This is a genomic window from Ralstonia sp. 22111, from assembly GCF_052045895.1.
Classification (GTDB): domain Bacteria; phylum Pseudomonadota; class Gammaproteobacteria; order Burkholderiales; family Burkholderiaceae; genus Ralstonia; species Ralstonia wenshanensis.
Map to the genome: position 1 here is coordinate 233,231 of NZ_JBQEPR010000002.1, position 26,121 is coordinate 259,351.

At 63.9% G+C, this 26,121-nt stretch carries 24 protein-coding genes; 11 read left to right on the forward strand and 13 right to left on the reverse strand.

The genetic code is table 11. The annotated features are described in order from the left end of the window. Positions 1-129: 129 nt before the first annotated feature. Positions 130-333, reverse strand: coding sequence for a cold-shock protein (locus ACTJK4_RS07385; protein WP_004631953.1), 204 nt, complete (start codon positions 331-333; stop codon positions 130-132). Between the two features lie 576 nt (positions 334-909). Between ACTJK4_RS07385 and clpS the strand changes: the two genes are divergently transcribed. Together clpS and clpA are read left to right on the forward strand one after the other, a co-directional pair. Beyond that, on the forward strand, positions 910-1,236 hold the full coding sequence (gene clpS / locus ACTJK4_RS07390) for an ATP-dependent Clp protease adapter ClpS (RefSeq protein ID WP_003261876.1): 327 nt from the start codon (positions 910-912) through the stop codon (positions 1,234-1,236). Further along, the gene (gene clpA / locus ACTJK4_RS07395) at positions 1,233-3,521 is read left to right on the forward strand and encodes an ATP-dependent Clp protease ATP-binding subunit ClpA (protein WP_433865094.1); all 2,289 of its coding nucleotides are present in this window, start codon (positions 1,233-1,235) and stop codon (positions 3,519-3,521) included. Before clpS ends, clpA begins: the two co-directional genes overlap by 4 nt. A gap of 68 nt (positions 3,522-3,589) precedes the next feature. On the opposite strand, the gene dut is transcribed toward clpA, so the two are convergent. Genes dut through coaBC form a run of 3 tightly spaced genes read right to left on the reverse strand, consistent with a single transcriptional unit; the run spans position 3,590 to position 6,281 of the window. Continuing rightward, positions 3,590-4,036, reverse strand: coding sequence for a dUTP diphosphatase (dut, locus tag ACTJK4_RS07400; protein ID WP_024974963.1), 447 nt, complete (start codon positions 4,034-4,036; stop codon positions 3,590-3,592). After that, the gene (locus ACTJK4_RS07405; RefSeq protein ID WP_440817182.1) at positions 4,033-5,079 is read right to left on the reverse strand and encodes an LLM class flavin-dependent oxidoreductase; all 1,047 of its coding nucleotides are present in this window, start codon (positions 5,077-5,079) and stop codon (positions 4,033-4,035) included. The genes dut and ACTJK4_RS07405 overlap by 4 nt, the downstream gene beginning before the upstream one ends. Further along, positions 5,076-6,281, reverse strand: coding sequence for a bifunctional phosphopantothenoylcysteine decarboxylase/phosphopantothenate--cysteine ligase CoaBC (coaBC, locus tag ACTJK4_RS07410; protein ID WP_440817184.1), 1,206 nt, complete (start codon positions 6,279-6,281; stop codon positions 5,076-5,078). Before coaBC ends, ACTJK4_RS07405 begins: the two co-directional genes overlap by 4 nt. 149 nt (positions 6,282-6,430) lie before the next feature. On the opposite strand from coaBC, the gene ACTJK4_RS07415 reads away from it, so the two are divergent. After that, positions 6,431-7,009, forward strand: a complete 579-nt coding sequence (locus ACTJK4_RS07415) for a YdcF family protein (protein ID WP_440817186.1) — start codon at positions 6,431-6,433, stop codon at positions 7,007-7,009. A gap of 3 nt (positions 7,010-7,012) precedes the next feature. On the opposite strand, the gene ACTJK4_RS07420 is transcribed toward ACTJK4_RS07415, so the two are convergent. The 4 genes from ACTJK4_RS07420 to ACTJK4_RS07435 all read right to left on the reverse strand — a co-directional run bounded on the left by ACTJK4_RS07420 (position 7,013) and on the right by ACTJK4_RS07435 (position 11,909). Beyond that, the gene (locus ACTJK4_RS07420; RefSeq protein WP_440817188.1) at positions 7,013-7,390 is read right to left on the reverse strand and encodes a DUF4180 domain-containing protein; all 378 of its coding nucleotides are present in this window, start codon (positions 7,388-7,390) and stop codon (positions 7,013-7,015) included. Positions 7,391-7,397: 7 nt separating this feature from the next. Continuing rightward, positions 7,398-7,922: a signal peptidase II gene (gene lspA, locus ACTJK4_RS07425; RefSeq protein ID WP_232040807.1), complete on the reverse strand. Its 525-nt coding sequence runs from the start codon at positions 7,920-7,922 to the stop codon at positions 7,398-7,400. Further along, entirely contained in the window at positions 7,922-10,801 is a 2,880-nt protein-coding gene (ileS, locus tag ACTJK4_RS07430) for an isoleucine--tRNA ligase (RefSeq protein WP_440817190.1), read from the reverse strand. Before ileS ends, lspA begins: the two co-directional genes overlap by 1 nt. A 109-nt stretch (positions 10,802-10,910) precedes the next feature. Then, complete coding sequence (locus ACTJK4_RS07435; protein WP_260802025.1) at positions 10,911-11,909, reverse strand: bifunctional riboflavin kinase/FAD synthetase; 999 nt, start codon at positions 11,907-11,909, stop codon at positions 10,911-10,913. Between the two features lie 219 nt (positions 11,910-12,128). Here ACTJK4_RS07435 and ACTJK4_RS07440 point away from each other — a divergent pair, with 219 nt between their 5' ends. Beyond that, positions 12,129-13,961: an ATP-binding response regulator gene (locus ACTJK4_RS07440; RefSeq protein ID WP_232040804.1), complete on the forward strand. Its 1,833-nt coding sequence runs from the start codon at positions 12,129-12,131 to the stop codon at positions 13,959-13,961. 60 nt (positions 13,962-14,021) lie between these two features. On the opposite strand, the gene ACTJK4_RS07445 is transcribed toward ACTJK4_RS07440, so the two are convergent. Further along, positions 14,022-14,687 (reverse strand): response regulator transcription factor, encoded by a 666-nt coding sequence (locus ACTJK4_RS07445; protein WP_004631976.1) that lies wholly within the window; start codon positions 14,685-14,687, stop codon positions 14,022-14,024. Between the two features lie 402 nt (positions 14,688-15,089). On the opposite strand from ACTJK4_RS07445, the gene purN reads away from it, so the two are divergent. The 7 genes from purN to nadC all read left to right on the forward strand — a co-directional run bounded on the left by purN (position 15,090) and on the right by nadC (position 22,896). Next, complete coding sequence (gene purN / locus ACTJK4_RS07450) at positions 15,090-15,740, forward strand: phosphoribosylglycinamide formyltransferase (RefSeq protein ID WP_440817194.1); 651 nt, start codon at positions 15,090-15,092, stop codon at positions 15,738-15,740. Then, positions 15,737-17,131: an RsmB/NOP family class I SAM-dependent RNA methyltransferase gene (locus ACTJK4_RS07455; RefSeq protein WP_440817197.1), complete on the forward strand. Its 1,395-nt coding sequence runs from the start codon at positions 15,737-15,739 to the stop codon at positions 17,129-17,131. Before purN ends, ACTJK4_RS07455 begins: the two co-directional genes overlap by 4 nt. Further along, entirely contained in the window at positions 17,128-17,697 is a 570-nt protein-coding gene (locus ACTJK4_RS07460; protein ID WP_440817200.1) for a phospholipase D family protein, read from the forward strand. The genes ACTJK4_RS07455 and ACTJK4_RS07460 overlap by 4 nt, the downstream gene beginning before the upstream one ends. A 25-nt stretch (positions 17,698-17,722) precedes the next feature. Continuing rightward, entirely contained in the window at positions 17,723-19,099 is a 1,377-nt protein-coding gene (locus ACTJK4_RS07465; protein WP_414560965.1) for a mechanosensitive ion channel family protein, read from the forward strand. A 373-nt stretch (positions 19,100-19,472) separates the two neighbouring features. Then, positions 19,473-20,663, forward strand: coding sequence for a DesA family fatty acid desaturase (locus ACTJK4_RS07470; RefSeq protein ID WP_232040799.1), 1,191 nt, complete (start codon positions 19,473-19,475; stop codon positions 20,661-20,663). A 188-nt stretch (positions 20,664-20,851) separates the two neighbouring features. After that, the gene (gene nadA / locus ACTJK4_RS07475; protein WP_414560963.1) at positions 20,852-22,000 is read left to right on the forward strand and encodes a quinolinate synthase NadA; all 1,149 of its coding nucleotides are present in this window, start codon (positions 20,852-20,854) and stop codon (positions 21,998-22,000) included. After that, positions 21,997-22,896 carry a carboxylating nicotinate-nucleotide diphosphorylase gene (gene nadC / locus ACTJK4_RS07480; RefSeq protein WP_440817204.1) on the forward strand — a complete coding sequence of 300 codons (900 nt, stop codon included), beginning with the start codon at positions 21,997-21,999 and terminating at the stop codon, positions 22,894-22,896. The genes nadA and nadC overlap by 4 nt, the downstream gene beginning before the upstream one ends. Positions 22,897-22,899: 3 nt before the next feature. Here nadC and nadB read toward each other — a convergent pair whose 3' ends face one another. The 4 genes from nadB to radC all read right to left on the reverse strand — a co-directional run bounded on the left by nadB (position 22,900) and on the right by radC (position 25,952). Then, positions 22,900-24,501 (reverse strand): L-aspartate oxidase, encoded by a 1,602-nt coding sequence (gene nadB / locus ACTJK4_RS07485; RefSeq protein ID WP_440817207.1) that lies wholly within the window; start codon positions 24,499-24,501, stop codon positions 22,900-22,902. Positions 24,502-24,679: 178 nt separating this feature from the next. After that, complete coding sequence (gene rpmG / locus ACTJK4_RS07490; RefSeq protein WP_003262397.1) at positions 24,680-24,850, reverse strand: 50S ribosomal protein L33; 171 nt, start codon at positions 24,848-24,850, stop codon at positions 24,680-24,682. 13 nt (positions 24,851-24,863) lie between these two features. Beyond that, positions 24,864-25,097, reverse strand: a complete 234-nt coding sequence (gene rpmB / locus ACTJK4_RS07495) for a 50S ribosomal protein L28 (RefSeq protein WP_004631999.1) — start codon at positions 25,095-25,097, stop codon at positions 24,864-24,866. 180 nt (positions 25,098-25,277) lie between these two features. Further along, a complete protein-coding gene (gene radC, locus ACTJK4_RS07500) occupies positions 25,278-25,952 on the reverse strand; it encodes a RadC family protein (RefSeq protein WP_440817212.1) in 675 nt (224 codons plus the stop codon). Between the last annotated feature and the right edge of the window lie 169 nt (positions 25,953-26,121).

The following is a 26,121-nucleotide window of genomic DNA, read 5'->3' on the forward strand; positions in this document are numbered from 1 at the left end:
ATGACGTGTTGCGCGCGACGAGGTATGTCCGTCATTGTCTGGCGCCGCGGCAACAAAAAACCCGGCATGTCGCCGGGTTTTTTGCATTTGGACACCGTCGCCATCCGGCGGGGTGCCGCGCAACGCCAATCAGGCAGCCTGGATGTTGGTGGCCTGCTTGCCCTTCGGGCCTTGCGTCACTTCAAACGAGACGCGCTGATTTTCCTTGAGCGTCTTGAAGCCAGCCATCTGGATGGCCGAGAAATGTGCGAACAGCTCTTCGCCGCCTTCGTCAGGCGAGATGAAACCGAAACCCTTGGCGTCGTTAAACCATTTGACCGTACCGAGTGCCATGAAAACCCCTCCGTTAAAACACAAGTCCGAGCCGGGAGGGTGTGCCTGTCGGGGCAGTGCAGAGCGGTACCGCGCAGTCATCGCCCGGCCGCCGGCCTGCACGGCACGACGAATGGCGCGGGTGGAACCGCGCCGCAAGCGATCGGTCTTCTTGTGGCAAACACCACAGCCTGAAGCGGTTGTCGATCTGTTGTCGACTGGTGTGAGGCCTCCCGGGCTCACCATTCATGCGGCTCGCTGCCAACGGTTTGCGGGGCAGTAGGGCGCACATGCTGAATTCGATTGTTCGAGGATTGTAAGAGACTGTCAAGGCCACAAAGGGTGGGTTTGTGGCGAAAAACGGTCAGTTTCCGAAGAGGTTTTGCTCGAAATCCAGCCGATCGCCTCCAAGTACGGAAAACGATTGGCATCTCAGGCGCGGAGCTTGCGCCCGTTTCAGCCAGCGCGGAGGCGGTAAAACCCTTCGCGCCCGAGGGCTGACGAACGCACGCTGCACGGGCCAAACCGTTTGTAGACCTTGAAGTCGGCGTTATTTCCCCAAATTGCGAACTCGAAAGGAGTGGTTAGAATAAGACCATGGCAATCCGGCAAGCGACCACTCCACAACACGATGCAGGCACCGTCCTCGAGCGGAAAGAGCAAGCGCTCAAACCGCCCGCGATGTACAAGGTGCTGCTGCTCAACGACGACTACACCCCGATGGAATTCGTCGTGATGATTCTTCAGCAGTATTTCAGCAAAGACCGGGAGACCGCCACACAGATCATGCTGACTGTGCATCGGGAAGGTAAGGGCGTGTGCGGTATCTACACACGGGATATCGCCGCGACGAAAGTGGAATTAGTGTCAACCCATGCACGGCAAGCGGGGCATCCGCTGCAGTGCGTGATGGAGGAAGCATGATCGCGCAAGAACTGGAAGTCAGCCTGCACATGGCGTTTGTCGAAGCCCGGCAGGCTCGCCACGAATTCATTACGGTGGAGCATCTGCTGCTTGCGCTGCTGGACAACCCGACGGCCGCCGAGGTGCTGCGCGCCTGCGCTGCCAACATCGAAGACCTTCGCACGCATCTGAAGAACTTCATCGCCGACAACACGCCTGTGGTGCCCGGCACGGACGAGGTGGACACGCAGCCCACGCTGGGTTTCCAGCGCGTGATCCAGCGCGCCATCATGCACGTGCAGTCCACATCCAACGGCAAGAAGGAAGTCACGGGCGCGAATGTGCTGGTGGCCATCTTCGGCGAGAAGGATTCGCACGCGGTGTACTACCTCCAGCAACAGGGCGTGACCCGGCTGGACGTCGTCAACTTCATCAGCCACGGCATCCGCAAGGACCAGGCTGAACCGGCCAAACAGGGTGAAGGCAACCCCGAAGGCGAAGGCGGCGACGGCAAGGAAAGCCCGCTGGAGCAGTTCACCCAGAACCTGAACGCGCTGGCCAAGGCCGGCAAGATCGATCCGCTGATCGGCCGCGAGCAGGAAGTCGAGCGCGTGGTGCAGGTGCTGTGCCGCCGCCGCAAGAACAATCCGCTGCTGGTCGGCGAGGCCGGTGTCGGCAAGACGGCCATCGCCGAAGGCCTGGCATGGCGCATCACCAAGGGCGAAGTGCCGGACATCCTCGCGAAGTCCGTCGTCTATTCGCTCGACATGGGCGCGCTGCTGGCCGGCACCAAGTACCGCGGCGACTTTGAGCAACGCCTGAAGGGCGTGCTGAAGTCGCTCAAGGACAATCCGAACGCGATCCTGTTCATCGACGAAATCCATACGCTGATCGGCGCAGGCGCTGCGTCGGGCGGCACGCTGGACGCAAGCAACCTGCTCAAGCCGGCGCTGTCGTCGGGCGCGCTCAAGTGCATCGGCGCGACGACGTTCACGGAATACCGAGGCATCTTCGAGAAGGACGCAGCGCTGTCCCGCCGCTTCCAGAAGATCGACGTGGTCGAACCGACGGTCGATCAGACCGTGCAGATTTTGCGTGGCCTGAAGTCGCGCTTCGAAGAGCACCACGGCGTGAAGTACGCGTCGTCGGCGCTCACGGCTGCGGCTGAATTGTCGGCACGCTTCATCACCGACCGTCATTTGCCGGACAAGGCGATCGACGTGATCGATGAAGCGGGTGCGGCGCAACGCATCCTGCCGAAGTCGAAGCAGAAGAAGACGATCGGCAAGGGCGAGATCGAGGACATCGTCTCGCGCATCGCCCGCGTCCCGCCGCAAAGCGTGTCGCAGGACGATCGCAGCAAGCTGCAGACGCTGGAGCGCGACCTGAAGTCGGTCGTGTTCGGGCAAGATCCGGCCATCGATGCGCTGGCTTCGGCGATCAAGATGTCGCGTGCAGGGCTGGGCAAGACGGACAAGCCGATCGGCTCGTTCCTGTTCAGCGGCCCGACAGGCGTGGGCAAGACGGAAGTCGCCAAGCAGCTCGCGTTCATCCTCGGCATCGAGCTGATCCGCTTCGACATGTCGGAGTACATGGAGCGTCATGCGGTGAGCCGGTTGATCGGCGCGCCCCCGGGCTACGTGGGCTTCGACCAGGGCGGCTTGCTGACGGAAGCCGTGACCAAGAAGCCGCACTGCGTGCTGCTGCTGGACGAGATTGAAAAAGCGCACCCGGACATCTTCAATATCCTGCTGCAGGTGATGGACCACGGCGCGCTGACGGACAACAACGGCCGCAAGGCGGATTTCCGCAACGTGATCATCATCATGACGACCAATGCGGGCGCCGAGACGATGAACAAGGCGACGATCGGTTTCACCACGGCGCGCGAACAGGGCGACGAGATGGCCGACATCAAGCGCATGTTCACGCCGGAGTTCCGCAACCGTCTGGATGCGACCATCAGCTTCCGCTCGCTCGATGAGGAAATCATCATGCGCGTGGTCGACAAGTTCCTCATGCAGCTGGAAGAGCAACTGCACGAGAAGAAGGTGGATGCCGTCTTTACCGAGAAGCTGCGTCGCTTCCTGGCCAAGAAGGGCTTCGACCCGCTGATGGGTGCACGCCCGATGCAGCGCCTGATTCAGGATCTCATCCGCAAGGCGCTGGCCGACGAGCTGCTGTTCGGCAAGCTGGTGAACGGTGGCAAGGTGATCGTGGACTTGGACGACGCCGATGCGGTGAAGCTGGAGTTCTCCGAGAACGAAGCGCCGCCGGCACCCGCCCAGGAAGAAGCGGAAGCTTGACGCGTTTGTCGCACCAAAGAAACGGCCCGGTTGTTCCGGGCCTTTTTTCTTATGCGCGGGCGATGTTGTCAGTGGCGCCCTGTGCTGCCGAATCCACCGGCGCCGCGCTCGCTCTCGGCAAAGTCATCGACGATGTTCAGCTCGGCCTGCACCACCGGCACGATCACGAGTTGCGCAAGGCGCTCCATCGGGTTGAGCACGAACGCCGTGCTGCCACGGTTCCACGTACTGACCATGAGCTGGCCCTGGTAGTCCGAATCGATCAGGCCGACCAGGTTGCCAAGCACGATGCCGTGCTTGTGGCCCATGCCCGAGCGCGGCAGGATCAGTGCGGCATAGCCCGGGTCGGCCAGGTGGATGGCCATGCCGGTCGGGACCAGATGCGTGGTGCCGGGCTCGATGGTGAGCGGGGCGTCGATGCAGGCGCGCAGGTCCAGCCCGGCGCTGCCGGTGGTGGCGTACTGCGGGAGCTGTTCATGCAGGCGGGCGTCGAGGATCTTGACGTCGAGTTTCATGCGGGGCGGGCCGAAGAAGTTGCAGAAGCCGGAGATGTTAGCGCAAACGCCTCGGCCAGCAACTCGTACGAGCGCAGGCGCGCCTTGTAGCTGGGCGCGACGGTCAGCACGATCAATTCATCGGCGACGAAGCGCTCCTTGAGCGCATGCATCTGCTCGGCCACGGATTCCGGTGTGCCGATGATGCTGCGCGGCCGCTCGCGCATGGCGATGGCCTGGTCGCGCTCGGTGTAGACGTGCGCTTCGCCTTGTTCGACGGTGGGGATCGGGCCATTCACGCCAAGCGCCATCTGCACGCGGCGCAAGTCCACAGCGGCTTCATAGCGGCGCGCCTCGGCTTCGGTGTCTGCCGCGATCACGAAGACGGCGGCGGCGCTATATGGGCGCGCATCGTAGCCGGGCTCGAAGTCCGTGCGGTACTGCTGCGCGACGATGTGCCCGACGTGGGGGTTGATGAAGTGCGCGAACGCGAAACGGATGCCCAGGCGCGCGGCCAGTGCCCCACCAAAATCGCTGGAGCCGAGCATCCACAGCTCGGGTTTGGTATCGATCTCGGGTTGCAGCAGAACGCCGGCTGCCGGGTGGTCCGGCGGCAGGGTGCCTGTCAGGTGCCAGATCAGTTCCTGCACCTGCTGCGGGAAGATGTCGCCGCGGTTGTAGTCGCCCATGGCAACGGCCTGTGCGGTACGCATGTCGCCGCCGGGTGCCCGGCCGACACCCAGGTCGATGCGGTTGGGGAACAGGGCCTCCAGCAGGCGGAATTGCTCGGCCAGCTTGAAGGGGCTGTAGTACGGCAGCATCACGCCGCCGGACCCCACGCGCATGTGCTTCGTGGCGCTCGCCACACGGGCAATCATCACTTCCGGTGCGGGGTTGCTCACGCCGCGCAGGCCGTGGTGCTCGGCGCACCAGTAGCGCGTGTAGCCGAGCGAATCCGCGAGTTGCGCCAGGTCGACCGTGGCGGCGATGGCATCGCGTGCGCTGTGGCCGTAGATGACGGGGCTTTGGTCGAGGACTGACAGGCGGATCGGCGCGGCGCTCATGATCGTGCTCCGTGCACGCGGTCGGCGATGGCGGCGACGATCTGGCGTGCGAGCGTCAGCTTGTCGGCGCGCGGCAGCCGCGTGATGCCCTTGGCATCGAAGAGCGCGACTTCGTTGTCGTCGCGGCCGAAGGTCTGCTGACCAAGATTGCCGACCAGCAGCGGAATGCCCTTCTTCTGGCGCTTGGCCTCGCCGAACTCTTCCAGCCGTTCGGTTTCGGCCGCAAAGCCGACGCAGAAAGGCGCATTCGCCCGGCGCGCCACATCGGCCAGGATGTCCGGGTTCTGCGTGAACGTCAGTGCCGGTACGTCGGTGTCGTTCTGCTTCTTGAGCTTTTGCTCCGCGGCTTGTGCCACGCGCCAGTCGGCCACCGCCGCAACGGCGATGAAGATGTCGCTCTTGGCAGCATCCAGCTCGTGCATGACGGCGTCGTGCATCTGCTGGGCGGTTTGCACATCGATGCGTAGCACGCCTGCGGGTGTGTCCTGATGGCACGGCCCGGCGACGAGCGTGACTTCGGCACCGGCCTGAGCTGCCGCCCGTGCCAAAGCGAACCCCATCTTGCCGCTGGACCGGTTCGTGATGCCGCGCACCGGGTCGATTGGCTCGAAGGTTGGCCCCGCTGTCAGCAGCACACGGTGGCCGCGCAGCAGCTTGGGCTGGAAGAAGCCGATGAGCTGCTCGACGATGTCCTCCGGCTCCAGCATGCGGCCGTCGCCGACTTCGCCGCAGGCCTGGTCGCCGGCATCGGGGCCAAGCAGCGTGACGTCATCCGCGCGCAACTGGGCGGCATTGCGTTGCGTGGCGGGCGCGGCCCACATCTGGCGGTTCATCGCGGGGGCCACGAGCAGCGGGCAATCGCGCGCGATGCACAGCGTGGAGAGCAGATCGTCGGCCATGCCATGCGCGAGCTTGGCGAGAAAGTCTGTGGACGCTGGCGCGATGATGATGGCATCCGCCTCGCGCGAGAGGTCGATGTGCGGCATGTTGTTGCCGATGCGGCCGTCCCACTGCGACGTGAAGACCGGACGACCGGAAAGCGCCTGCATCGTCACCGGGGTGATGAAGTGCCCGGCAGCCTCGGTCATCACCACCTGCACCGTCGCGCCGGCCTTGGTCAACAGCCGTACCAGCTCGGCGGACTTGTAGCACGCGATGCCGCCCGTCAGGCCGAGCACGAAATGTTTGCCTTGCAGTTCCATAACAACCCGCTTGGAAATCCGATTGACGCGATATGCGCGGGCAGGATACAACCCGGTGCCCGGGCTTCCTGCTGAACAGTGGCGATGATACCGGCTTGCCCCACGGCGCGTCTGGCGCCCGGGTTTTTCCTCAAACGCGCATTCCCGATATGGTTTTCGGTCGTTCAGCAGTTCGCGATGTCCTCGCCTGGATGGGCGGTGGCGCCCTCGTGGCGGTGGTGGTCGGCGCTACGCTCGTATGTGGGGCGAAAGCATGGCTGCGCGAGGAGCCGGGGCTTGCGCACGCAGACGTGATCGTCGTGCTGGGCGGCGAATCGGGCCAGCGCGTGATCGGCGCTGCAGAGCTGTATCACGCAGGCGTCGCGCCTCGCGTGTTCGTCAGCGGGCAGGGCGATTGCCTGCTCATTGAACGCCGCTTGGTGATGGCCGGTGTGCCGGCAGAGCGCATCGGCCACGAATGTGTGTCCGGCAGCACGATGGAAAATGCGCGGATGACGCGCGAGACACTGGCGGGCCAGCAGGTGCAAAGCGCAATGCTGGTCACGAGCTGGTATCACACCGGCCGGGCGCTGGCGGTGTTCCGCAAGGTGTGGCCAGAAGTCGCGTGGGGCGCGCACGGCGTATTTCCGGGCGACACGCTGGCCAAGTCGGTTCCGATCTACGAAGCCGGGTCGATTCTTGCCGAATACGTCAAACGGGCGTGGTACGCAGTGCGCTACTGGGCCTGAGCCTCATTCAGCAGGCATGGGCCGCGCATCGGCGGCCAGTTCGTCAAGCGAGGGCACGAAGCGGATCGTGTCACGCTTGTTGGATTCCCGCACCCAGTCGCGTAGCGCGCTGCTGGCGTGGAGATGCACCGAGATGTCTCCGATCACGGCGAGTTTCAATCGGTAGTTCGTGATCTTCTGCGCGATGCTGCCGGCCAGGCCGGTGCGCAGCGCGAAGAATGCTGGATCGAGGCGGCTGACCGGCACGGCAACCATCGATGCGCCATGCCCCAGCGCTTCACCGATCAGATGATCCAGCGCATCTTGCTCGGTGGCGATGAGCGGGCCGGCCCCGTCGAGGCACAGCACCGCTTCACCGTTCCAATGCTGGAGTTCTGACACGGCAGCCTTAGCGACGAACGCGCCGCAGTTCGTCGACGATCAGCAGCACCGCGCCGATGGTGATGCCGCAGTCCGCCACGTTGAAGGCCGGCCAGTGGTAGTTGTGCAGGTAGAAGTCGAGGAAGTCCACCACGTGACCGTAGATGACGCGGTCGATCACGTTGCCAAGCGCGCCGCCCAGAATGAGCGCCAGCGCAAAGCAGAACAGCTTCTGCCCGCTATGGCGCTTGAGCAGCCACACGATGAACAGCGCAGCTGCTACGCCCAGGCCCGTGAAGAACCACCGCTGCCAGCCACCCGCCGCCGCCAGGAATGAAAACGCGGCCCCCTTGTTATAGGCGAGCACCAGGTTGAAGAACCCGGTGATCGGGCGCGACTCGCCGTAAGTGAAAGTCTTGAGGACGGCGATCTTGGTCAACTGGTCCAGCAGGATCCAGATGACGGCCAGGCCGAGCCACGGGCCCACGCCATGACCGCCGCCGTTCTTCTTCAATCCGATCGACTTGCTCTTGCCGTTGTTGCGAGTGGCCATCAGGCAGCGCTCCGTTGTTCACCGGCGCCGAACAGGTTGTCGGTGCAGCGCTTGCAGAGGGTCGGGTGGGCGTGGTCGTGGCCGACATCGGCGCGGTAGTGCCAGCAGCGCTCGCACTTGGCGTGCGTGGACGGCACCACGGTGATGAGCAGATCGCCGCCTTCCGGCGCGCGCTCCAGCTTGGCTGCGGACGTGATCAGCACGAAGCGCAGGTCGTCGCCGAGGCTGGCCAGCGCGTCATGCACCGATTCACCCGCCGACACCGTCACCTCCGCCTGCAGCGACGAGCCGATCTTGCCGTCGATGCGCAGCGCCTCCAGTTGCTTGGTCACTTCGCCGCGCACGTTGCGGATGGCGGCCCACTTCTCGAGCAGCGCGCTGGCGCCTTGCGGTACCGGAGCGTTGTAGTACGTGCTGGTGAAGATGGTGTCGGTGTGCTCCGTGCCGTGCGCAAACACTTGCCACGCTTCTTCTGCCGTGAACGACAGGAACGGCGCCATCCAGTGCAGCATGGCCTGGGTGATGTGGTACAGCGCGTTCTGTGCCGAGCGGCGCGCCACGGAATCGGACGCCGTCGTGTACAGGCGGTCCTTCAGCACGTCGAGGTAGAAGCCGCCCAGGTCTTCCGAGCAGAACGTCTGCAGCTTGGCGACCACCGGGTGGAATTCGTACACGTCGTAGTGCGACAGGACTTCCTTCTGCAACGCATCCGTCATCGCCACGGCGTAGCGGTCGATCTCCAGCCATTGCTCGGTCGGCAGCGCGTGCTTGGCGTGGTCGTAATCCGTCAGGTTGGCGAGCAGGAAGCGCAGCGTGTTGCGGATGCGGCGATAGCCTTCCACCACGCGCTTCAGGATCTCATCCGAGATGGCCAGTTCGCCCGAGTAATCGGTCGAGGCCACCCACAGGCGGATGATCTCGGCGCCCATCTTGTTGGCGATTTCCTGCGGCGCGATCGTGTTACCGATCGACTTGGACATCTTGCGGCCTTCGCCATCCACCGTGAAGCCGTGCGTCAGCAGGCCCTTGTACGGCGGCTTGCCGTACAGCATCGAAGCCGTCAGCAGCGACGAGTGGAACCAGCCGCGGTGCTGGTCAGAGCCTTCCAGATACAGATCAGCCAGGCGGCCGTCCGGCAGGTCGGCCGAAGCGTCGTACAGATCCGCCGCGTGCGAGCCGCGGATGACGTGCCAGTGCGTCGTGCCCGAGTCGAACCACACGTCGAGCGTGTCGCGGTTCTTCTCATACATGTCGGCCTCATCGCCGAGCAGTTCGCGCGGGTCCAGCGTCTGCCAGGCTTCGATGCCGCTCTTTTCGATGCGCTGGGCGACCTGCTCCAGCAGCTCAGGCGTGCGCGGGTGCAGCGCGCCGGTTTCCTTGTGCACGAAGAAGGCCATCGGCACGCCCCATTGGCGCTGGCGCGACAGCGTCCAGTCCGGGCGGTTGGCGATCATGTTGTGCAGGCGCTGCTTGCCCCACGACGGGTAGAACGCGGTGGCGTCGATGCCGGCGAGTGCCGTTTCGCGCAGCGTGGCGTTGCCGTCGTTGGGCTGCACGTCCATCCCCGCGAACCACTGCGACGTGGCGCGATAGATGATCGGCGTCTTGTGGCGCCAGCAGTGCATATAGCTGTGCGGGTGCTTGTGCGCATCGAACAGGTTGCCGGATTCGCGCAGCACCTCGACGATCTTCGGGTTGGCGTCCCAGATCATCTGGCCGCCGAACAGCGGCAGCGTCGATGCGTATACGCCGTTGCCCATCACCGGGTTGATGATTTCCGAGTCCGGCATGCCGTGCGATTTGCAGGACTGGAAGTCTTCCACGCCATACGCCGGCGCGGAGTGGACGATGCCGGTGCCGGTGTCGATGGTCACGTAGTCGCCCAGGTAGACGGGCGAGGTGCGATCGTAGCCCGCGTCCATCTTGGCGAGCGGATGGTGGAAGCGCACGCCCGAGAGCGCCGCGCCTTCGCACGTGGCCAGCACCGTGCCTTCGAGCTTCCAGCTTTGCAGGCAGGCCTCGACGCGCTCCTTGGCGACGATCAGCAGGCCGCGCGGCGTGTCGACCAGCGCGTATTCGATTTCCGGGTGCAGGTTCAGCGCCTGGTTGGAGGGGATCGTCCACGGCGTGGTGGTCCAGATCACGATCCAGCCTGGCTTGGCCTTGAGCACGTCGGCGCCCACGTGGAAGGCGCTCGCCAGTGCGTCGATATCGGCAAACGGGAAGCCGACGTCGATCGACAGGTCGGTGCGGTCCGCGTATTCCACTTCGGCTTCAGCCAATGCCGAGCCGCAATCGAAACACCAGTTGACCGGCTTCAGGCCGCGGAAGACGTAGCCCTTCTCCAGGATCTTGCCGAGCGCACGCACTTCATCCGCTTCGTTGCGGAAGTTCATGGTGAGGTACGGATCGGCCCAGTCGCCCAGCACCCCCAGTCGCTCGAAATCCGCCTTCTGGCGTGCGATCTGGCCCGTGGCGTACGCACGCGCCTTTTCTTGCACTTCCTGGACGGGCAGGCCCTTGCCGAACTGCTTCTCGATCTGGATCTCGATCGGCATGCCGTGGCAATCCCAGCCCGGCACGTAGACGGCGTCCAGGCCAGTCAGGCCGCGCGCCTTGATCACCATGTCCTTGAGGATCTTGTTGACCGCGTGGCCGATGTGCAGATCGCCGTTGGCATACGGCGGGCCGTCGTGGAGGATGAACTTCTTCGCGCCCTTGCGTGCGGCGCGGATCTTCTTGTAGAGCTGCTTGTCCTGCCATTGCTTGACCCACAGCGGTTCGCGCTTGGGCAGGTCGCCGCGCATGGGGAACGGGGTGTCCAGCAGGTTGACCGGGTACTTGCTCTTCTCCGGCGTGGGCTTCTTGGAATCGGACATGGTGTGATGTGGGGCAGATTCGGGCAAATCGGATCGGTGCAGGCGCGGCTGACAGTGCAGGGCGCGCGTGCGCAGCGTGTGGCTTCTGGGCGGCGAACGGGTCGGCCGCCTACTGAATTCGATCGGTGGCGGAGGTGGCGAAGTCGCGCCGAAGCGTTGGCGACTCGCCGGCTGGCGGAATGGGCAGGCCGAAGAACTGCCGTGCGTGAACGCAGTCCTGCGCGATGGCGTCCTTGAGGGCATCGAGCGAATCGTAACGAGCCTCGTCGCGCAGCTTCTTCATGAATTCCACACGCACCAGCTTGCCGTAGACGCTCGCGTGGTAATCGAAGATGTGCACTTCCAGCAGCACGCGGCCGGAGTCATCCACCGTTGGGCGTACACCGATGCTGGCGACGGCAGGCAACGGTTTTTCGGCCAGCCCGTGCACCTGCACGACAAAGATGCCGGCCACTGCCGGCTTGCGATGCGAGATGCGCAAATTCAGCGTCGGGAAGCCCAGCGAGCGGCCGAGCTTTTGCCCGTGCACCACGTGTCCGCTGATGGCATAACCGTGCCCCAACAGGCGGCGAGCGTGTTCCAGGTCGCCGGCGGCCAGCGCCTCGCGCACGGCCGAGCTGGAGATGCGCACGCCAGACTCCGACACCGAACCCATCTGCTCGACTTCGAAGCCGAACTGGGCACCGGCCGCCTGCAGATAAGCGAAATCGCCAGCGCGCTTGGCGCCGAAGCGGAAATCATCGCCCACCAGCAGCCAGCGCGTGTGCAGGCCATCGACCAGAACATTGCGCACGAACTCGTCCGGCGTCTGCCCGGCGAAATGCGCGTTGAAATGCTCCACGACCACGCGGTCGACGCCCTGACGGCGCAGGCTTTCCAGCTTGTCGCGCAGCAGTGCAATGCGGGTTGGCGCGCGGTCCGGCATGAAGAATTCGCGCGGATGCGGCTCGAACGTCATCACCGTGAGCGGCAATCCGCGTGCGTCGGCCGCCGCGCGTGCGCGGGCCAGCAAAGACTGGTGCCCGCGATGTACGCCGTCGAAGTTGCCGATGGTCAACGCGCAGGGCGCGCGACTTTCGGCGTTGGGCAAGCCGCGAAAGACTTTCACGAGAAGCGTCGGTGGTCGAGGAAAGGAGAAGTGCGTTTTCGTGCCGGATTGGCGTGACAGCCGCCAAAATCCAGCAAAACGCACATTATATAAGGGATTGCCCCATCCCCGGCGCGCATGCGGCGGGGTGTCGGGGTGTTGCACAATCGTCCGAACGTTGCGCCCGCGCGGCGCATGCTTGCGGCACAATCCGGTATCCCGTTTCTTCCCGATATTTCCTTGAACGCCTCGCTGCGCCTTTTCTTCGCCAAGTTCGGGCTTGCCAGCCGCGCGCCGCTTGAACTGGACGCCCGAGCCAAGCTGCTCGCCGCCGTGCATCGCGGGGCGCCCATGGGGATTGCCGCCTCGGTCGTGCTGCCCGCCTTGACGGTCGCCGCGTTCTGGGACGCCTCCAACCGCCCGGTGTTGCTGGGCTGGTGTCTGATCATGCTGTGCCTGACGGCGTCAGGTCTGCGCTTCTATTTTGGCTATCGCTACGACCTGACCCGCATGACGCTGGCCCCGCACACCCGCAAGTGGTGGACGGGCATGCACGTGATGTCGGCGGTGGGCGGGGTGGCGTGGGGCTGTTCGGCCGGGCTGTATCTGATGTCGCCGTCGCTGGAGTTCAGCAGTCTGCTGATGATCGTGATCATCGGTGTGGCGGCGGCAGCGGTGTTGTCGCAGGCGCCGGTGCCGTCCAGCCTGCTGATCCTCGGGACTGGCATCCTGGCGCCGCACTTTGTGCTGGCCGATCAGGCATTTCCGGGGCACGGGCTGTATTTGCGCGGCGTGCTGCTGTTCTTTGCGGCCCTGCTGACGCGGCATGCCGTCAACATCCACAACACGCTGGTGCGCGAAATCCAGCTTGAGAACGAGAGCCGCCAGCTTGCGCGCCGCTATCAGGACGAAAAGCAGCGCGCGTTGTCTGCATCGGAAGAAAAATCGCGCTTCCTGGCAGCCGCCAGCCACGACTTGCGTCAGCCGGTGCATGCGATCGTGCTCCTGGTGGAGGCGCTGCGGGCGCGCAACCAGTCGGAATCCTTGGCGCCGCTGGTGGAGCAGCTGGCCTCGGGCGCGGCGACTATCGACTTGCTGTTCCGCTCGCTGCTGGACCTGTCCAAGCTGGAGAGCCGCAAGACGTCGCCCACGCTGGAGCCGGTCGATCTGGGCGAGGTCATCACCGAAGTGGTCCAGCAGTTCATGCCGGATGCGCGCGCCAAGGGCCTGACGCTCGCGGCGCGTATTCCGCCGTTGCCGGTGTTCGGTATGGCCGAGCCGGTGCTGCTGCGCCGGGCGCTGTTCAACCTGCTGCAGAACGCGCTGCGCTACACCGAGCGCGGCGGCGTGATGGTGGCGCTGCGCGTGCGGCAGAAACATCTGCGGATTGAGGTGTGGGATACCGGCATCGGCATCGCGCCTGAGCACCAGAAAGACATCTTCTCGACGTATTACCAGGTTGAAAACCCCGAGCGCGATCCGAGTCAGGGCCTGGGTTTGGGCCTGTCGATCTACAAGGAATGTGTGCGGCTGCTGCGCGGCACGTTTGGCGTGCGCTCGGTGCCGGGGCGCGGTTCGATGTTCTGGATGGCGCTCCGGCCGGTGCCCGCCGAAATCAAGGCACCGCTGGCCACGCAGCCACGCGCCGAGCAGAAGCGCGCCGTGCTCGATCAGCCGCGGTTCTCGGGCGTGGTGCTGGTGGTAGACGACGATCCGCAGATTCGCAAGGCGTGGCACGCGCTGCTCGAAGCGTGGGGCGTGGAAGTCCACAGCGCCGCCGATGGCCGCTCCGCCGAGCAACTGCTGGCGCGCGGCATCCGCCCGCAGATCATCTTCTGCGACCTGCGCCTGCCCGGCGAGGAGGATGGCCTGCAACTGCTCGAGCGCTGGCAAGTCAGCCACCCCGATGCCCATGCCGTGCTGCTGACTGGCGATCGCAACTCCGCCGCCCTGGCGCGCGCCGAAGAAGCCGGCTATCTGCTGCTGGCCAAGCCGATGGACCCGAACATGCTGCGCGTGCTGCTCAAGCGCTGGCTGCGCGGCCGCTCCGCCGAGCCGCAGGTCGCTTATTGACGGTCATGTGAAACGGCGCCGTGAAGGGCGCCGTCAGAATGCTCAGATGGGGCGGCCGGATCAGGCAGCGCCCGTCAGGCGAAAGCGTTCCATGCGCGAGATGATCTGGATGCGCGTGCGCACGCCCAGCCGCTGCAGAATCGCCGAGACGTGCTCTTTGACGGTGTTTTCCGTCAGGCCCAACTGGCGCGCGATCGATTTGTTGGGCAGGCCCTCGAGCAGCAGCGCCAGCACCGAGCCCTGGCGCGGCGTCAGTCCCAGTTCTGCCGGCGTGATGGGGATGCCGTGCGAGGCACCGCCCTTGCCGTTGATGCCTCCCATGTCGTCTTCCGACGGGAAGGAGGCATCGCCGCCGAAAATGCCGGCCACTGCCTTGGAGAAAGCATGGGCATCGGCGTGCTTGCCGATGAAGCCGATGGCGCCGAGCGCTTGGGCCTTGGCAACGATTTCCGGTGTGTTCTCGGCAGACATGAAGGCAAAGCGCGCTTCCGGCAATTTGCCGCGCAGCTCGCGCATGGCGTCGAAGCCGGTGCAATCGGACAGCCACACGTCCAGCAGCACGACGTCCGGTCGGACGCCTTCTTCCACCAGCGCAAGCGCCTGGCGCCGGCCAATAGCCGCGTGCACCTGAACTTCAGGCAAGGCGTGTGCAAGAAACGTGGTCGTGCCAGATAAGGCGAGAGGGTGGTCGTCGACCACCAGCAGGCTACGCAGCGAGCTCGTCATTCTTATTCCCCGGTGAGGGCAATGCCCTCTTGTTGTTGTACGCGTGTCGACCCGGCGCGGGCGATGGTCGACGAGCCGGGTGTCTTACCCTGTGCCGATCGACCGTCACGGTATTGCCCGCACGATGTTGCAGCGCAGGATGAACAGGCGTTTGATACGCGTCGGATCATCGCTGGCAGCCCACCCGACCCCTCGGGAGCGCGGACAATTATGGCGCTGAGATTATCAGAGCGCGCCAAAGCGCGCCAACGGTTGCCCCTTCCTTTTGCCGCCATGACAGCGTTTTCGCCGGCATGCGTCGGCAAAATGCCACGGTGACTGCAAAAGCGCCCGCGGCATGGCTGTGCAGGCGTCACACCCGATTTTCTCGGGGAACTCCGGCGCACTTGATAAAATGCCGCGATGAAAAACATCGTCATTCTCATTTCCGGACGCGGTTCCAATATGGAAGCCATTGTCCGCGCCTGTCAGGCCGAAGGTTGGTCGGGACGCATTGCCGCCGTCATTTCTAATCGGCCCGATGCGGCAGGACTTAAATTTGCCGCGTCACACGGCATCGCCACCGCGGTGGTCGACCACAAGGCGTTCCCCGATCGCGACAGCTTTGACGCCGCCCTGGCGCAGGTGATCGACGGCTTTTCGCCGGATCTGGTGGTGCTGGCCGGCTTCATGCGCATCCTTACGCCGGGCTTTGTCAAACGCTATGCCGGGCGCATGCTGAACATTCATCCGTCGCTGCTGCCGTGCTTTCCCGGTTTGCACACGCACGAGGCCGCGCTGGCCATGGGCGTGAAGGTGCATGGCGCGACGGTGCATTTCGTCACCGCTGACCTGGACCACGGCCCGATCGTGCTGCAAGCCATCATCGACGTACGTCAGGACGACACGCCGGACTCGCTGGCCGGGCGGCTTCTGGCACAGGAACACACGATTTACCCGCGTGCCGTGCGCTGGTTCGTGGAAGGGCGGTTGTCGATCGAAGACGGTGTTGTGCGCGTCTCGCCGGACGAGTCGCAGCTTGTTATTGGCGTCTACGCCCGGGAGGCAGCATGAGCCAGAATCGTCAGCGTTCGGGCGGCAATGGAAGTGGCGGGGCGGGCAACAAGCGCGCGGGTTCCGGTGGCGGTGGCTGGTATCGGGCACCGCAGGGCAAGCCCGCGCCGCGCAGTGCTCCGCGCCCGCGCACGGGCGTGCATGGCAGCCACCTGGAGCACCTGGACAAGGTGCTTGCGCGCCTGCTGCACTTTGCGGCGCCCGCCGACATGGTGGTCAGCCAATACTTCCGTGAGCATCACGAACTTGGCCACCGCGAGCGCGGCATCATCGCTGAAGCGGCCTTTGCCGTGCTGCGCCGCAAGGTGGAATTCGGCCAGTTTGCCGAGAGCGGCACCGGCCCGGCGCGCCGTCGACTGGTGCTGCTCGGCTTGCTGCAGACTGCCGGACGCGAGGCCATTGCGCCATTCCTGAACCCGGCCGAAGCAGAATGGCTGGATCGATGGGAAAACCGTGACCGCGCCGCGCTGGCGGCCCGCGTGCGCGCCAATCTGCCCGACTGGCTGTTCGACGCGCTGGTCGCACAGCACGGTGCGGACTTCACCGAGGCACTGGCGCAAGCGTGGCTCACGCCTGCGCCTCTGGACTTGCGTGTGAATACGCTCAAGGGCGAGCGCGAAGCCGTGCTCGCAACACTGGCCGAAGCCGGTATCGAGGGCGCTGCGGCACCGCTGTCGCCGGTGGGCATTCGCCTGGCGGGCAAGCCGGCGTTGAACAAGCTCGATATCTTCACCAACGGCACGGTCGAGGTACAGGACGAGGGCAGCCAACTGCTCTGCCAATTGCTGGCACCCAAGCGCGGCGAGATGGTGGTTGATTTCTGTGCCGGCGCCGGTGGCAAGACCTTGGCGATCGGCGCGGCGATGCGCTCGACCGGGCGCCTGTATGCCTTCGACGTATCGGAAAAGCGCTTGTCGAACCTGGGCCCGCGCCTGGCGCGCAGCGGCCTGTCAAACGTGCACCCCGGCCGGATCGACAGCGAGCACGATGCCAAGGTCAAGCGCCTGGCGGGCAAGATCGATCGCGTGCTGGTCGACGCCCCGTGCAGCGGCTTGGGCACGCTGCGCCGCAATCCGGACCTGAAGTGGCGCCAATCTGCGCAGGCCGTGGAAGAAATGTCGGCCAAGCAGCTGTCGATCCTGACATCGGCGGCGCGGCTGCTGAAGCCGGGTGGCCGCCTCGTCTACGCGACCTGCAGCGTGCTGGCACGCGAGAATCAGCACGTGGTCGAGCAGTTTCTGGCCGCCCATGAAGACTTCGTGCTCGTGCCCGCGGGTGAGGTGCTGGCCGCGCAGAAGATCGCCCTCGAAATGGGGCCCTACCTGGAGCTGTATCCGCACACGCACCAGACTGACGGCTTCTTCGCAGCCGTGCTGGAGCGCCGCGCATGATGTTGCGCCGCTTGGGTTGGCTGCTGGCCGCATGGCTGGTGTTTGCCGCAGGTGGCGTGGCTCAGGCCCGCAGCACGCCGCCGGTGCTGCCGGCCAAGGGTACGGTGCAGGCAGCGTTCACGCCCGACGATGACATCGAAGGGTTGTTGGCCGACGCCATCGATCAGGCGCGCGAGCAGGTGCTGGTGCAGGCGTACCTGCTGTCGAACAGGGCGATTACGCGTGCGCTGGTGGCAGCGCACCAGCGCGGCGTGGATGTGCGTGTGCTGGCCGATCGCGAGCAGATGATGCGCTCCGGCGGCAGCCGCGTGCCCGAGGTCGCCAATGCGGGCATCCCCGTGTGGCTTGAGGTGCGCTACAAGAACGCGCACAACAAGGTCATCGTGATCGACCCGCGCGGCGCGCATCCGGTGCTGGTTACCGGCAGCTTCAACTTTACGCAGACCGCGCAGCGCGGCAATGCCGAGAACGTACTGATCGTGCGCGGCGACGCCGATCTCGCCCAGCGCTATGCCGCCAATTGGCAGAAGCATGTGGGCGATGCGTTGCCCTATCGGACCCAATAAGGGTGTGTAATAACCGGTCACGCCAATGAACGGATTGCCGCTGAACCTCAACCATATCGCGCTGGGTCACATGATCGACGACATCGTCTCCGATCTGGGTGGGCCTCGCTTTATCTGGCAATTGGGCGTGCTGGTGCTGGTGCTTGTTGCCGCGTGGTTGATCGCGCGGCCGATTTCGCGGCGCTTGCATACGGCCCATGCGAACGACACGTTCGCACTGCGTTTTGCCTGGTCGAGCCTGGAGCGGGCGATGTTCCCGTTGATTGGCTGGCTGCTGGTGCTTGGTGCGCGCTATGCCTTGATCGGCACCATGCCGATCAGCGTATTCCGCCTGGCTGCGGTGCCGCTGTTTGGCCTGGCGATTCTCTATCTCGGCTTCTACGTGCTGCGCCGCGTGCTGTCGGCCAATGGCGAGCTGCACGGCATGCTTGTCGTCGCCGAGCGTGTGCTGACCACGCTGATGTGGATCGGCATGGTGCTCTACGTGCTGGGTGTGCTGGGCGATGTGGTGGATTACCTCGACGGCATTCGCTTTGCGCTCGGCGGCAAGCAGAAGGTGAGCCTCGCCGCCATGCTGATGGGCGTGGTGTGGATTCTCGTCACCGTGCTCGTGGCGATGTGGTTCGGCTCGTGGCTGGACAGCCGTATTACGCGTGCTTCGGCCATCGATGCCAACCTGAAGGTGGTGCTGTCGCGGGTGACCAAGGCAGCGCTGCTGCTGGTGTCGCTGCTGCTGAGCCTGTCGCTGGTAGGCATCGATTTGACGGTGTTGTCGGTGTTTGGCGGGGCGCTCGGCGTGGGGCTGGGCTTTGGCTTGCAGAAGATCGCCAGCAATTACGTCTCGGGCTTCATCATCCTGCTTGAGCGCTCGCTCAAGCTTGGCGATCAGATTACGGTCAGCACATACACCGGCATCGTCACGCAGATCCGCACGCGCTACACCGTGGTGCGCAACGGCGATGGCGATACGCTCGTGCCGAACGAACTGATGGTCGCGCAGGCCGTGCAGAACCACAACGAACGCGGCACCGTGCGCGTGGCGGTGCGCGTGCAGGCATCGTATGCCGCCGATCCGGAAGCGGTGCTGGCGTTGCTGCTGCAATGCGCCGAGGGCATTCCGCGCATTCTTCCCGAGCCCGCACCCGCCGCCTTCATGGCCCTGTTTGCCGACAGCGGCATCGAGTACGAACTCGGCGTGTGGATCGGCGATCCGCACAACGGCAAGCTGGGCGTGCAGTCTGACCTGAACCGCGCCATCTATCGCCGCTTCAAAGAGGCCGGCATCGACATTCCATATCCGCAACGGGAAGTGCGTGTGCTCGGGCCGTTGGCGCAGCAGCAGGGCGCTTCGAGCACTTCGGGTGACGCTACAGCCTCATCCAGCGCATCCGTGCCGACCTAACACATCTATAGGCGGAACGGTGCCCACTTGTCTGAGGTCAAATCAGCGGTTTTCCCCCATGGAATAGAGGGGGTATTCGGTTAAAATGCCGAGTGCTCCCACAAAGGATCAGACGGGCCGTCGCAAAGGGCATAGCACTTGCGACAAAGCACCGCAAACACCTTGTATTGCGCTGGGGCGGAGGTCATATGGGTAGCAGCCGCAAGCTCGCCGATGTGACGCGCAAACCGGGTGCCAACACCCGAATCCCCGCCAACACGACCCCGTTGTCGTAACGCTGCGACAGCGGATGGCCTTAAGAGGCAGCACCGTCCGGATTGATTTGACGGACCAAAGGCTGCTTTGATCACCCGAGTTGACCACGGAGAACACTTTGATCGACTCCTTTCTGACTTTCCTCGCCAACGGCACCCTGAATTGGGCCTGGTGGCAGATCCTGATTTTCACGCTGGTGATGACGCACATCACCATCGCCAGCGTCACGATTTTTCTGCACCGTTGCCAGGCGCACCGTGCGCTGGACGTGCATCCCATTGCCGGACACTTCTTCCGCTTCTGGCTGTGGCTGACCACCGGCATGGTCACCAAGGAATGGACCGCCATTCACCGCAAGCACCACGCCAAGTGCGAAACCGAAGAGGATCCGCACAGCCCGCAGACCCGTGGCATCCGCAAGGTGTTGATGGAAGGTGCTGAGCTCTATCGCGCCGAGGCCAAGAATAAGGAAACGATCCAGAAGTTCGGCCACGGTACGCCGGATGATTGGGTCGAGAAGAACGTGTATTCCAAGTTCACGTGGCAGGGCGTCGGTTTGATGCTGATCCTGGACGTGCTGATGTTCGGCGCGCTGGGCCTGACGGTGTGGGCGGTGCAGATGCTGTGGATCCCGATCCACGCTGCCGGCATCATCAATGGTCTGGGCCACTTCTGGGGTTACCGCAACTTCGACTGCGAAGACGCTTCGACCAACGTGTCGCCGTGGGGCATCATCATCGGCGGCGAAGAACTGCACAACAATCACCACACGTACGCCACGTCGGCCAAGTTTTCGGTCAAGTGGTACGAGTTCGATATCGGCTGGGGCTACATCCGCGCGCTGGAAATCGTGGGTTTGGCAAAGGTCAAGAAAGTGGCGCCTAAGGCTCGTTTTGGCGACGTGAAGCCGGTCGACCAGAACACGCTGGAAGCCATCATCGCCAACCGCTACGACGTGATGGCTCGTTACGCGAAGACGGTCAAGACGGCTTACCGCCAAGAGCTGGCCAAGCTGAAGGACTCGCGCGCTGTTGAATACCGTGCGCTGAAGCCCGCTCGCAAGTGGTTCCACCGCGACGAAACCAAGCTGGGCGCGCCGCAGCGTGAGCAACTCTCGCAGATCGTGTCGGACCATTCGGCGTTGCACACCTTCGTTGAGATGCGCCGCGAACTTGGCGCACTGTGGGGCCGCTCGAACGCCACGCGCGAGCAACTGCTGCATCAATTGCAAGAGTGGTGCAAGCGTGCCGAGGAAAGCGGCATCCACGCGCTGCAGGAATTTGCTGTTCGCCTGCGCCGCTACGCCTGAGTTTCTTGTTTCATAGGTGAAGCCCCGCTCCGCAGCGGGGCTTTTCTTTTGGGTAAACTGCCCCCAACTCACATTTTTAACAGGCCGCGACAATGTATCGCGGTGCCAGTCCTCCTCACACGCCGTCCGTTTCATTGCCGCGCCAGCTTCTCGGCGCCCTAACAGCGCGAATGGACGCGGAGACCACCATGGAAACCCAAATCAAGACGGTTGAATTCGAGCGCCCGGATATGCTTTCCGAGGCGCAATCCGGCGCAAGCTGCGTGGCCCACGCCTGGGCCAAGGTGCCGCCGGTGCTGTCGCGCGAGGAACGCGATGAACTGAAGGCTCGCATCAAGCGCCTGCTCAAGGAGCGCGAGGCCGTGCTGGTCGCGCACTATTACGTCGACGCTGACCTGCAGGACCTGGCCGAGGAGACCGGTGGCTGCGTGTCCGATTCGCTGGAGATGGCTCGCTTTGGTCGCGACCATTCGGCCAAGACACTGATCGTGGCGGGCGTGCGCTTCATGGGCGAGACCGCCAAGATTCTGAGCCCCGAAAAAACTGTGCTGATGCCGGATCTGGATGCGACTTGCTCGCTGGATCTGGGTTGCCCGCCGGATGAGTTCGCCGCCTTCTGCGACGCGCATCCGGATCGCACCGTGGTGGTCTATGCCAATACCAGCGCCGCCGTGAAGGCGCGTGCCGACTGGATGGTGACGTCATCGATTGGGCTGAAGATCGTGCAGCACCTGCACGCGCAGGGAAAGAAGATCCTGTGGGCCCCCGATCGTCATCTCGGCAGCTACATTCAGAAACAGACCGGCGCCGACATGCTGATGTGGCAGGGCTCCTGTCTGGTGCACGACGAATTCAAGGGCGTAGAGCTGGACCTGCTGCGCGCCGAGCACCCGAACGCGAAGATTCTCGTCCACCCCGAATCGCCCGAATCGGTGGTAGCGCAGGCCGATGTGGTCGGGTCGACTTCGCAGCTCATTTCAGCAGCGCAGTCGTTGTCAGCACAGGAATTCATCGTCGCGACCGACAACGGCATCTTGCACAAGATGCGCATGGCGGCCCCAGGCAAGCGCTTCATCGAGGCACCGACGGCTGGCAACGCCGCGACCTGCAAGAGCTGCGCACATTGCCCCTGGATGGCGATGAATGCACTGACCAATCTGGCCGAGGTGCTGGAAACCGGTCGTAACGAGATCCACGTTGATCCGGCCATCGGTAAGCAAGCTGTGGTCTGCATCGATCGCATGCTGGATTTTGCCGCGCGGGAGAAAGCCATGGTTCGCCCGCAGGGTGAGCTGGCCGCCAACGCGCAACTCTTTCAAGGAATCGGCCCGGCATGACGGCAACCCAGATGAACACGACGAGCTTTGCCACGGCGGCGCAGGCAATTTTCGATAGCTTTGGGCCGGCACTGCGCGAGGCATTGTCCGCCAACGTGTCTGCTGCGATTGCCGAGGACGTCGGCACGGGTGACCGCACCGGCTTGCTGATCCCTGCTGATCGCCATGCGCATGCGCGGGTGATCGTGCGCGAGACCGCGGTGCTGTGCGGCACGCCTTGGTTCGATGCATGTATGCACGCCGTTGATCCAACGCTGCGCGTTACGTGGCGCCAGCACGAAGGCGACCGCATGGCGCCCGATTCGGTGGTGTGCGAGATCGAAGGCCCAGCACGGTCGCTGCTGACAGCCGAACGGCCATCGTTGAACTTCCTGCAATTGCTTTCCGGTGTGGCGACGGCGACCTCGCATTACGCCGCAGCCATCGACGGCACGCGCGCCCGCGTGCTCGACACGCGCAAGACGCTGCCGGGCTTGCGTCTTGCGCAGAAGTACGCCGTGCGTATCGGTGGTGGCGAGAATCAACGCCTGGCGTTGTACGACGGCATCCTGATCAAGGAAAACCACATCGCTGCGGCAGGTGGTGTGACAGCGGCCCTGCGTGCGGCGCAGGCGCTGAACGCGGGCGTGACGATCCAGATCGAGGTGGAAACGCTGGCGCAGCTTGAAGAAGCGCTGGCGGCGGGTGCTACCTCCGTGCTGCTCGACAACTTCGAGCCGCCCGCCATGCGCGAGGCTGTGCGCATGACGGCGGGCAAGGCGCTGCTGGAGGTGTCGGGTGGCGTGAACATTGAGTCGATCCGCGCGTTTGCCGAAACGGGCGTGGATCGTATCTCCGTCGGCGCGCTGACGAAGGACGTACGCGCGACCGACTTTTCTTTGCGGATCGTCGAATAAGCCTTAGCGTTTCCGGGCGATTTGCCGATGGGTCGGCTGCATGACCGTCGGCAGCGCCTTGGGCAGCGTCTCGGGATAGTCGCGCGAGAAATGCAGCCCACGGCTCTCATGCCTTGACAGCGCACTGTCGACGATCAGCGACGCGGCCTCGACGAGGTTGCGCAGCTCCAGCAGATCGTGGCTCACGCGGAAGTTGGCGTAGTACTCCGTAATCTCCTCACGCAACAGCGCAATGCGGTGCTGGGCCCGCTCGAGCCGCTTGTTCGTGCGCACGATGCCGACGTAGTTCCACATCATGCGGCGCAGCTCGTCCCAATTGTGCGAGACGACCACTTCTTCATCGGCGTCGGTCACGCGGCTCTCATCCCATGCGGGAATCTGCACCGGCGTCGAGTTTGAGGGCGGTTGCGCGAGAATGTCTTCCGCCGCTCCGCGCCCGATCACCATGCATTCCAGCAGCGAATTGCTCGCCAGCCGGTTGGCGCCGTGCAGGCCGGTGTAGGCCGTTTCGCCCACGGCGTACAGGCCGGCGATATCCGTGCGCCCGAGGTGATCCGTCACCACGCCGCCGCACGTGTAGTGCGCCGCCGGCACCACCGGAATCGGCTGGCGCGTGATGTCGATGCCCAGCTCCAGGCAACGCGCCATGATGGTCGGGAAATGTTCCTTGAGGAACGTCGGGCTCTGGTGGCTGATGTCCAGATAGACGCAGTCCAGGCCGCGCTTCTTCATCTCGAAGTCGATGGCGCGGGCGACGATATCGCGCGGAGCCAACTCAGCGCGCTCATCATGCGCCGGCATGAAGCGCGTGCCGTCGGGCAGGATTAGCTTGCCGCCTTCACCGCGCACGGCTTCGGTAATCAGGAATGATTTCGCGAACGGGTGGTACAGACACGTGGGGTGGAACTGGATGAACTCCATGTTCGCTACGCGGCAGCCCGCGCGCCAAGCCATGGCAATACCGTCGCCGCTGGCCGTGTCCGGATTCGTCGTATAGAGATAGACCTTGCCTGCGCCGCCCGTGGCCATCACGGTTTGGCTCGCGGTAATCGTCTTGACGTGGCCCGATGCAATGTCGAGTGCGTACAGGCCATGGCAGCGCATGCCCGGCCGGCCCAGCTTTGCATCGGTAATCAGGTCGATCGCAAAATGGTCTTCCAGCAGCGTGATGTTCGGGTGGTTGCGTACCTTCTCAACCAGCGTCGTGACCACGGCATGGCCGGTGGCATCGGCGGCGTGGATGATGCGTCGATGGCGATGGCCGCCTTCGCGCGTCAGGTGGAAGCCGAGTTCAGCCTGCTCGTCGCGGGTGAAAGGCACGCCATGGCCGATCAGCCATTCAATGGCCGAACGCCCGTTTTCGACGATGTAGCGAGTGGCGGCTTCATCGCACAGTCCTGCCCCGGCGATGAGCGTGTCGTCGACGTGCTCGTCATGGCTGTCGCCTGAATCGAGCACTGCGGCAATGCCGCCCTGCGCCCAATCGCTGGCGCCTTCCGGCAGGCTGCGTTTGCTGATGACAACCACACGACGGTGATCGGCTAGGTGCAGGGCGACGGTCAGACCCGCCAAGCCGCTGCCAACAACGGCAACATCGAAATTCATGGAAGACGCGGGACGCGGTGCAGGCGCGGCTGGTGAGTAACACAGTCGCGTGTCAATCGGAAAGAAGAGCAGTGTACACCCCAGCATGCGCCAAACAGCAGGCAACAAAAAACCCGCCTGAGAGCGGGTTTTTGCTGTCGGTCATGCCGACGGAAACAAGATGCGCAATCCGCGAGGACTACTTGATCTTGGTTTCCTTGTAAGCGACGTGCTTGCGGGCGACGGGATCGAACTTCATGATCTCCATCTTTTCCGGCTTGGTGCGCTTGTTCTTGGTGGTCGTGTAGAAATGACCCGTACCTGCGGTCGATTCCAGCTTGATCTTGTCGCGTCCGCCTTTGCTGGCCATGTTTAACTCCTAATTAGACTTCGCCGCGTGCGCGCAGGTCCACGAGCACTTCGTCGATGCCTTTTTTATCGATCAGGCGCAGACCAGCGTTCGAGACGCGCAGGCTGACCCAGCGGTTTTCGGATTCGACCCAGAAGCGGCGATTCTGCAGGTTCGGCAGAAAACGGCGCTTGGTCTTGTTGTTTGCGTGGGAAACGTTATTGCCGACCATCGGCGCTTTCCCGGTCACTTGACAGACGCGTGCCATGGAGCACTCCTAACTAAATTCGTTGGCTACAGTTTGCGACCGGGCGCTGGGACCAAAACCAAGCGCAGCGCCACTGTAGAGGTGGGACTTCAGCGAAACGCGGATTATACACACAAAACCGCTGACAAATCAACGAGATCGATGGATTGCCGTTGGGGACCGTGCGATGCCGCATCGGCACTACATTTTGCCGTGTTCGAGGAAGCCATAGACGTGGCCGCGGCCGACGATCATGTGATCCAGGACGATCACGTCGAGCATGGCCAGTGCGCGGCACAACTCGCGGGTCAGGATGACGTCGGCTTCGCTGGGCTCCGGGTTGCCGGTAGGGTGGTTGTGCGCCAGGATCACTGCGGCCGCATTGTGATGCAGTGCGCGCTTGGCGATCTCGCGCGGGTAGACGCGGGCTTCCGTCAGTGTGCCGCGGAAGAGTTCTTCCCAGGCAATGAGCCGGTGTCGTACATCTAGAAAGAAGCAGGCGAACACCTCGTGCGGGCGGTGCCCCAATGTCAGGCGCAAAAAATCCTTCACGCTTTGTGAAGAGTCAAAGGTCTGGCCGTGGGTGAAGTCCTCTTTTAGTGCGCGCCGCGCGACTTCCAGCAGCGCGTGCAGCTGCGCGTATTTGGCAGGGCCCATGCCGTTGATCGAGGAGAACTCTTGTTGAGAGGCGTGGCACAGCCGGGCGAGCGACCCAAAGTGCGTGAGCAGTTCTCGGGCGAGGTCGACCGCGCTTTTGCCTGGCATACCCACGCGCAGGAAGATGGCCAGCAGTTCCGCATCGGAGAGCGCGGCGGCGCCGTGGGCGAGCAGTTTTTCACGCGGCCGCTCGTGGGCGGGCCAGTCGACGATTGCCATAGGGTTCGGATGAGCACAGGAAAGGCCCTGCCAGCGAGAGTGCAGTAGGCTTTGCGCCTGCGGCCGCAGGGAGGGCTGACGTACAATAACGGGTTACTTTTTGGTCAAGCAGGTTAAGCGTGCAAAATTTGGTGAACGAGGCGTCCGCGGCGACGCCAAGCGGCACGGC

Coding starts and splice junctions, on each gene's coding strand:
- ACTJK4_RS07385 (WP_004631953.1), bottom strand. CDS start 333: ATGGCACTCGGTACGGTCAAATGGTTTAACGACGCCAAGGGTTTCGGT.
- clpS (WP_003261876.1), top strand. CDS start 910: ATGGCAATCCGGCAAGCGACCACTCCACAACACGATGCAGGCACCGTC.
- clpA (WP_433865094.1), top strand. CDS start 1,233: ATGATCGCGCAAGAACTGGAAGTCAGCCTGCACATGGCGTTTGTCGAA.
- dut (WP_024974963.1), bottom strand. CDS start 4,036: ATGAAACTCGACGTCAAGATCCTCGACGCCCGCCTGCATGAACAGCTC.
- ACTJK4_RS07405 (WP_440817182.1), bottom strand. CDS start 5,079: ATGAGCGCCGCGCCGATCCGCCTGTCAGTCCTCGACCAAAGCCCCGTC.
- coaBC (WP_440817184.1), bottom strand. CDS start 6,281: ATGGAACTGCAAGGCAAACATTTCGTGCTCGGCCTGACGGGCGGCATC.
- ACTJK4_RS07415 (WP_440817186.1), top strand. CDS start 6,431: ATGGTTTTCGGTCGTTCAGCAGTTCGCGATGTCCTCGCCTGGATGGGC.
- lspA (WP_232040807.1), bottom strand. CDS start 7,922: ATGGCCACTCGCAACAACGGCAAGAGCAAGTCGATCGGATTGAAGAAG.
- ileS (WP_440817190.1), bottom strand. CDS start 10,801: ATGTCCGATTCCAAGAAGCCCACGCCGGAGAAGAGCAAGTACCCGGTC.
- ACTJK4_RS07445 (WP_004631976.1), bottom strand. CDS start 14,687: ATGACGAGCTCGCTGCGTAGCCTGCTGGTGGTCGACGACCACCCTCTC.
- purN (WP_440817194.1), top strand. CDS start 15,090: ATGAAAAACATCGTCATTCTCATTTCCGGACGCGGTTCCAATATGGAA.
- ACTJK4_RS07455 (WP_440817197.1), top strand. CDS start 15,737: ATGAGCCAGAATCGTCAGCGTTCGGGCGGCAATGGAAGTGGCGGGGCG.
- ACTJK4_RS07460 (WP_440817200.1), top strand. CDS start 17,128: ATGATGTTGCGCCGCTTGGGTTGGCTGCTGGCCGCATGGCTGGTGTTT.
- ACTJK4_RS07465 (WP_414560965.1), top strand. CDS start 17,723: ATGAACGGATTGCCGCTGAACCTCAACCATATCGCGCTGGGTCACATG.
- nadA (WP_414560963.1), top strand. CDS start 20,852: ATGGAAACCCAAATCAAGACGGTTGAATTCGAGCGCCCGGATATGCTT.
- nadC (WP_440817204.1), top strand. CDS start 21,997: ATGACGGCAACCCAGATGAACACGACGAGCTTTGCCACGGCGGCGCAG.
- nadB (WP_440817207.1), bottom strand. CDS start 24,501: ATGAATTTCGATGTTGCCGTTGTTGGCAGCGGCTTGGCGGGTCTGACC.
- rpmG (WP_003262397.1), bottom strand. CDS start 24,850: ATGGCCAGCAAAGGCGGACGCGACAAGATCAAGCTGGAATCGACCGCA.
- rpmB (WP_004631999.1), bottom strand. CDS start 25,097: ATGGCACGCGTCTGTCAAGTGACCGGGAAAGCGCCGATGGTCGGCAAT.
- radC (WP_440817212.1), bottom strand. CDS start 25,952: ATGGCAATCGTCGACTGGCCCGCCCACGAGCGGCCGCGTGAAAAACTG.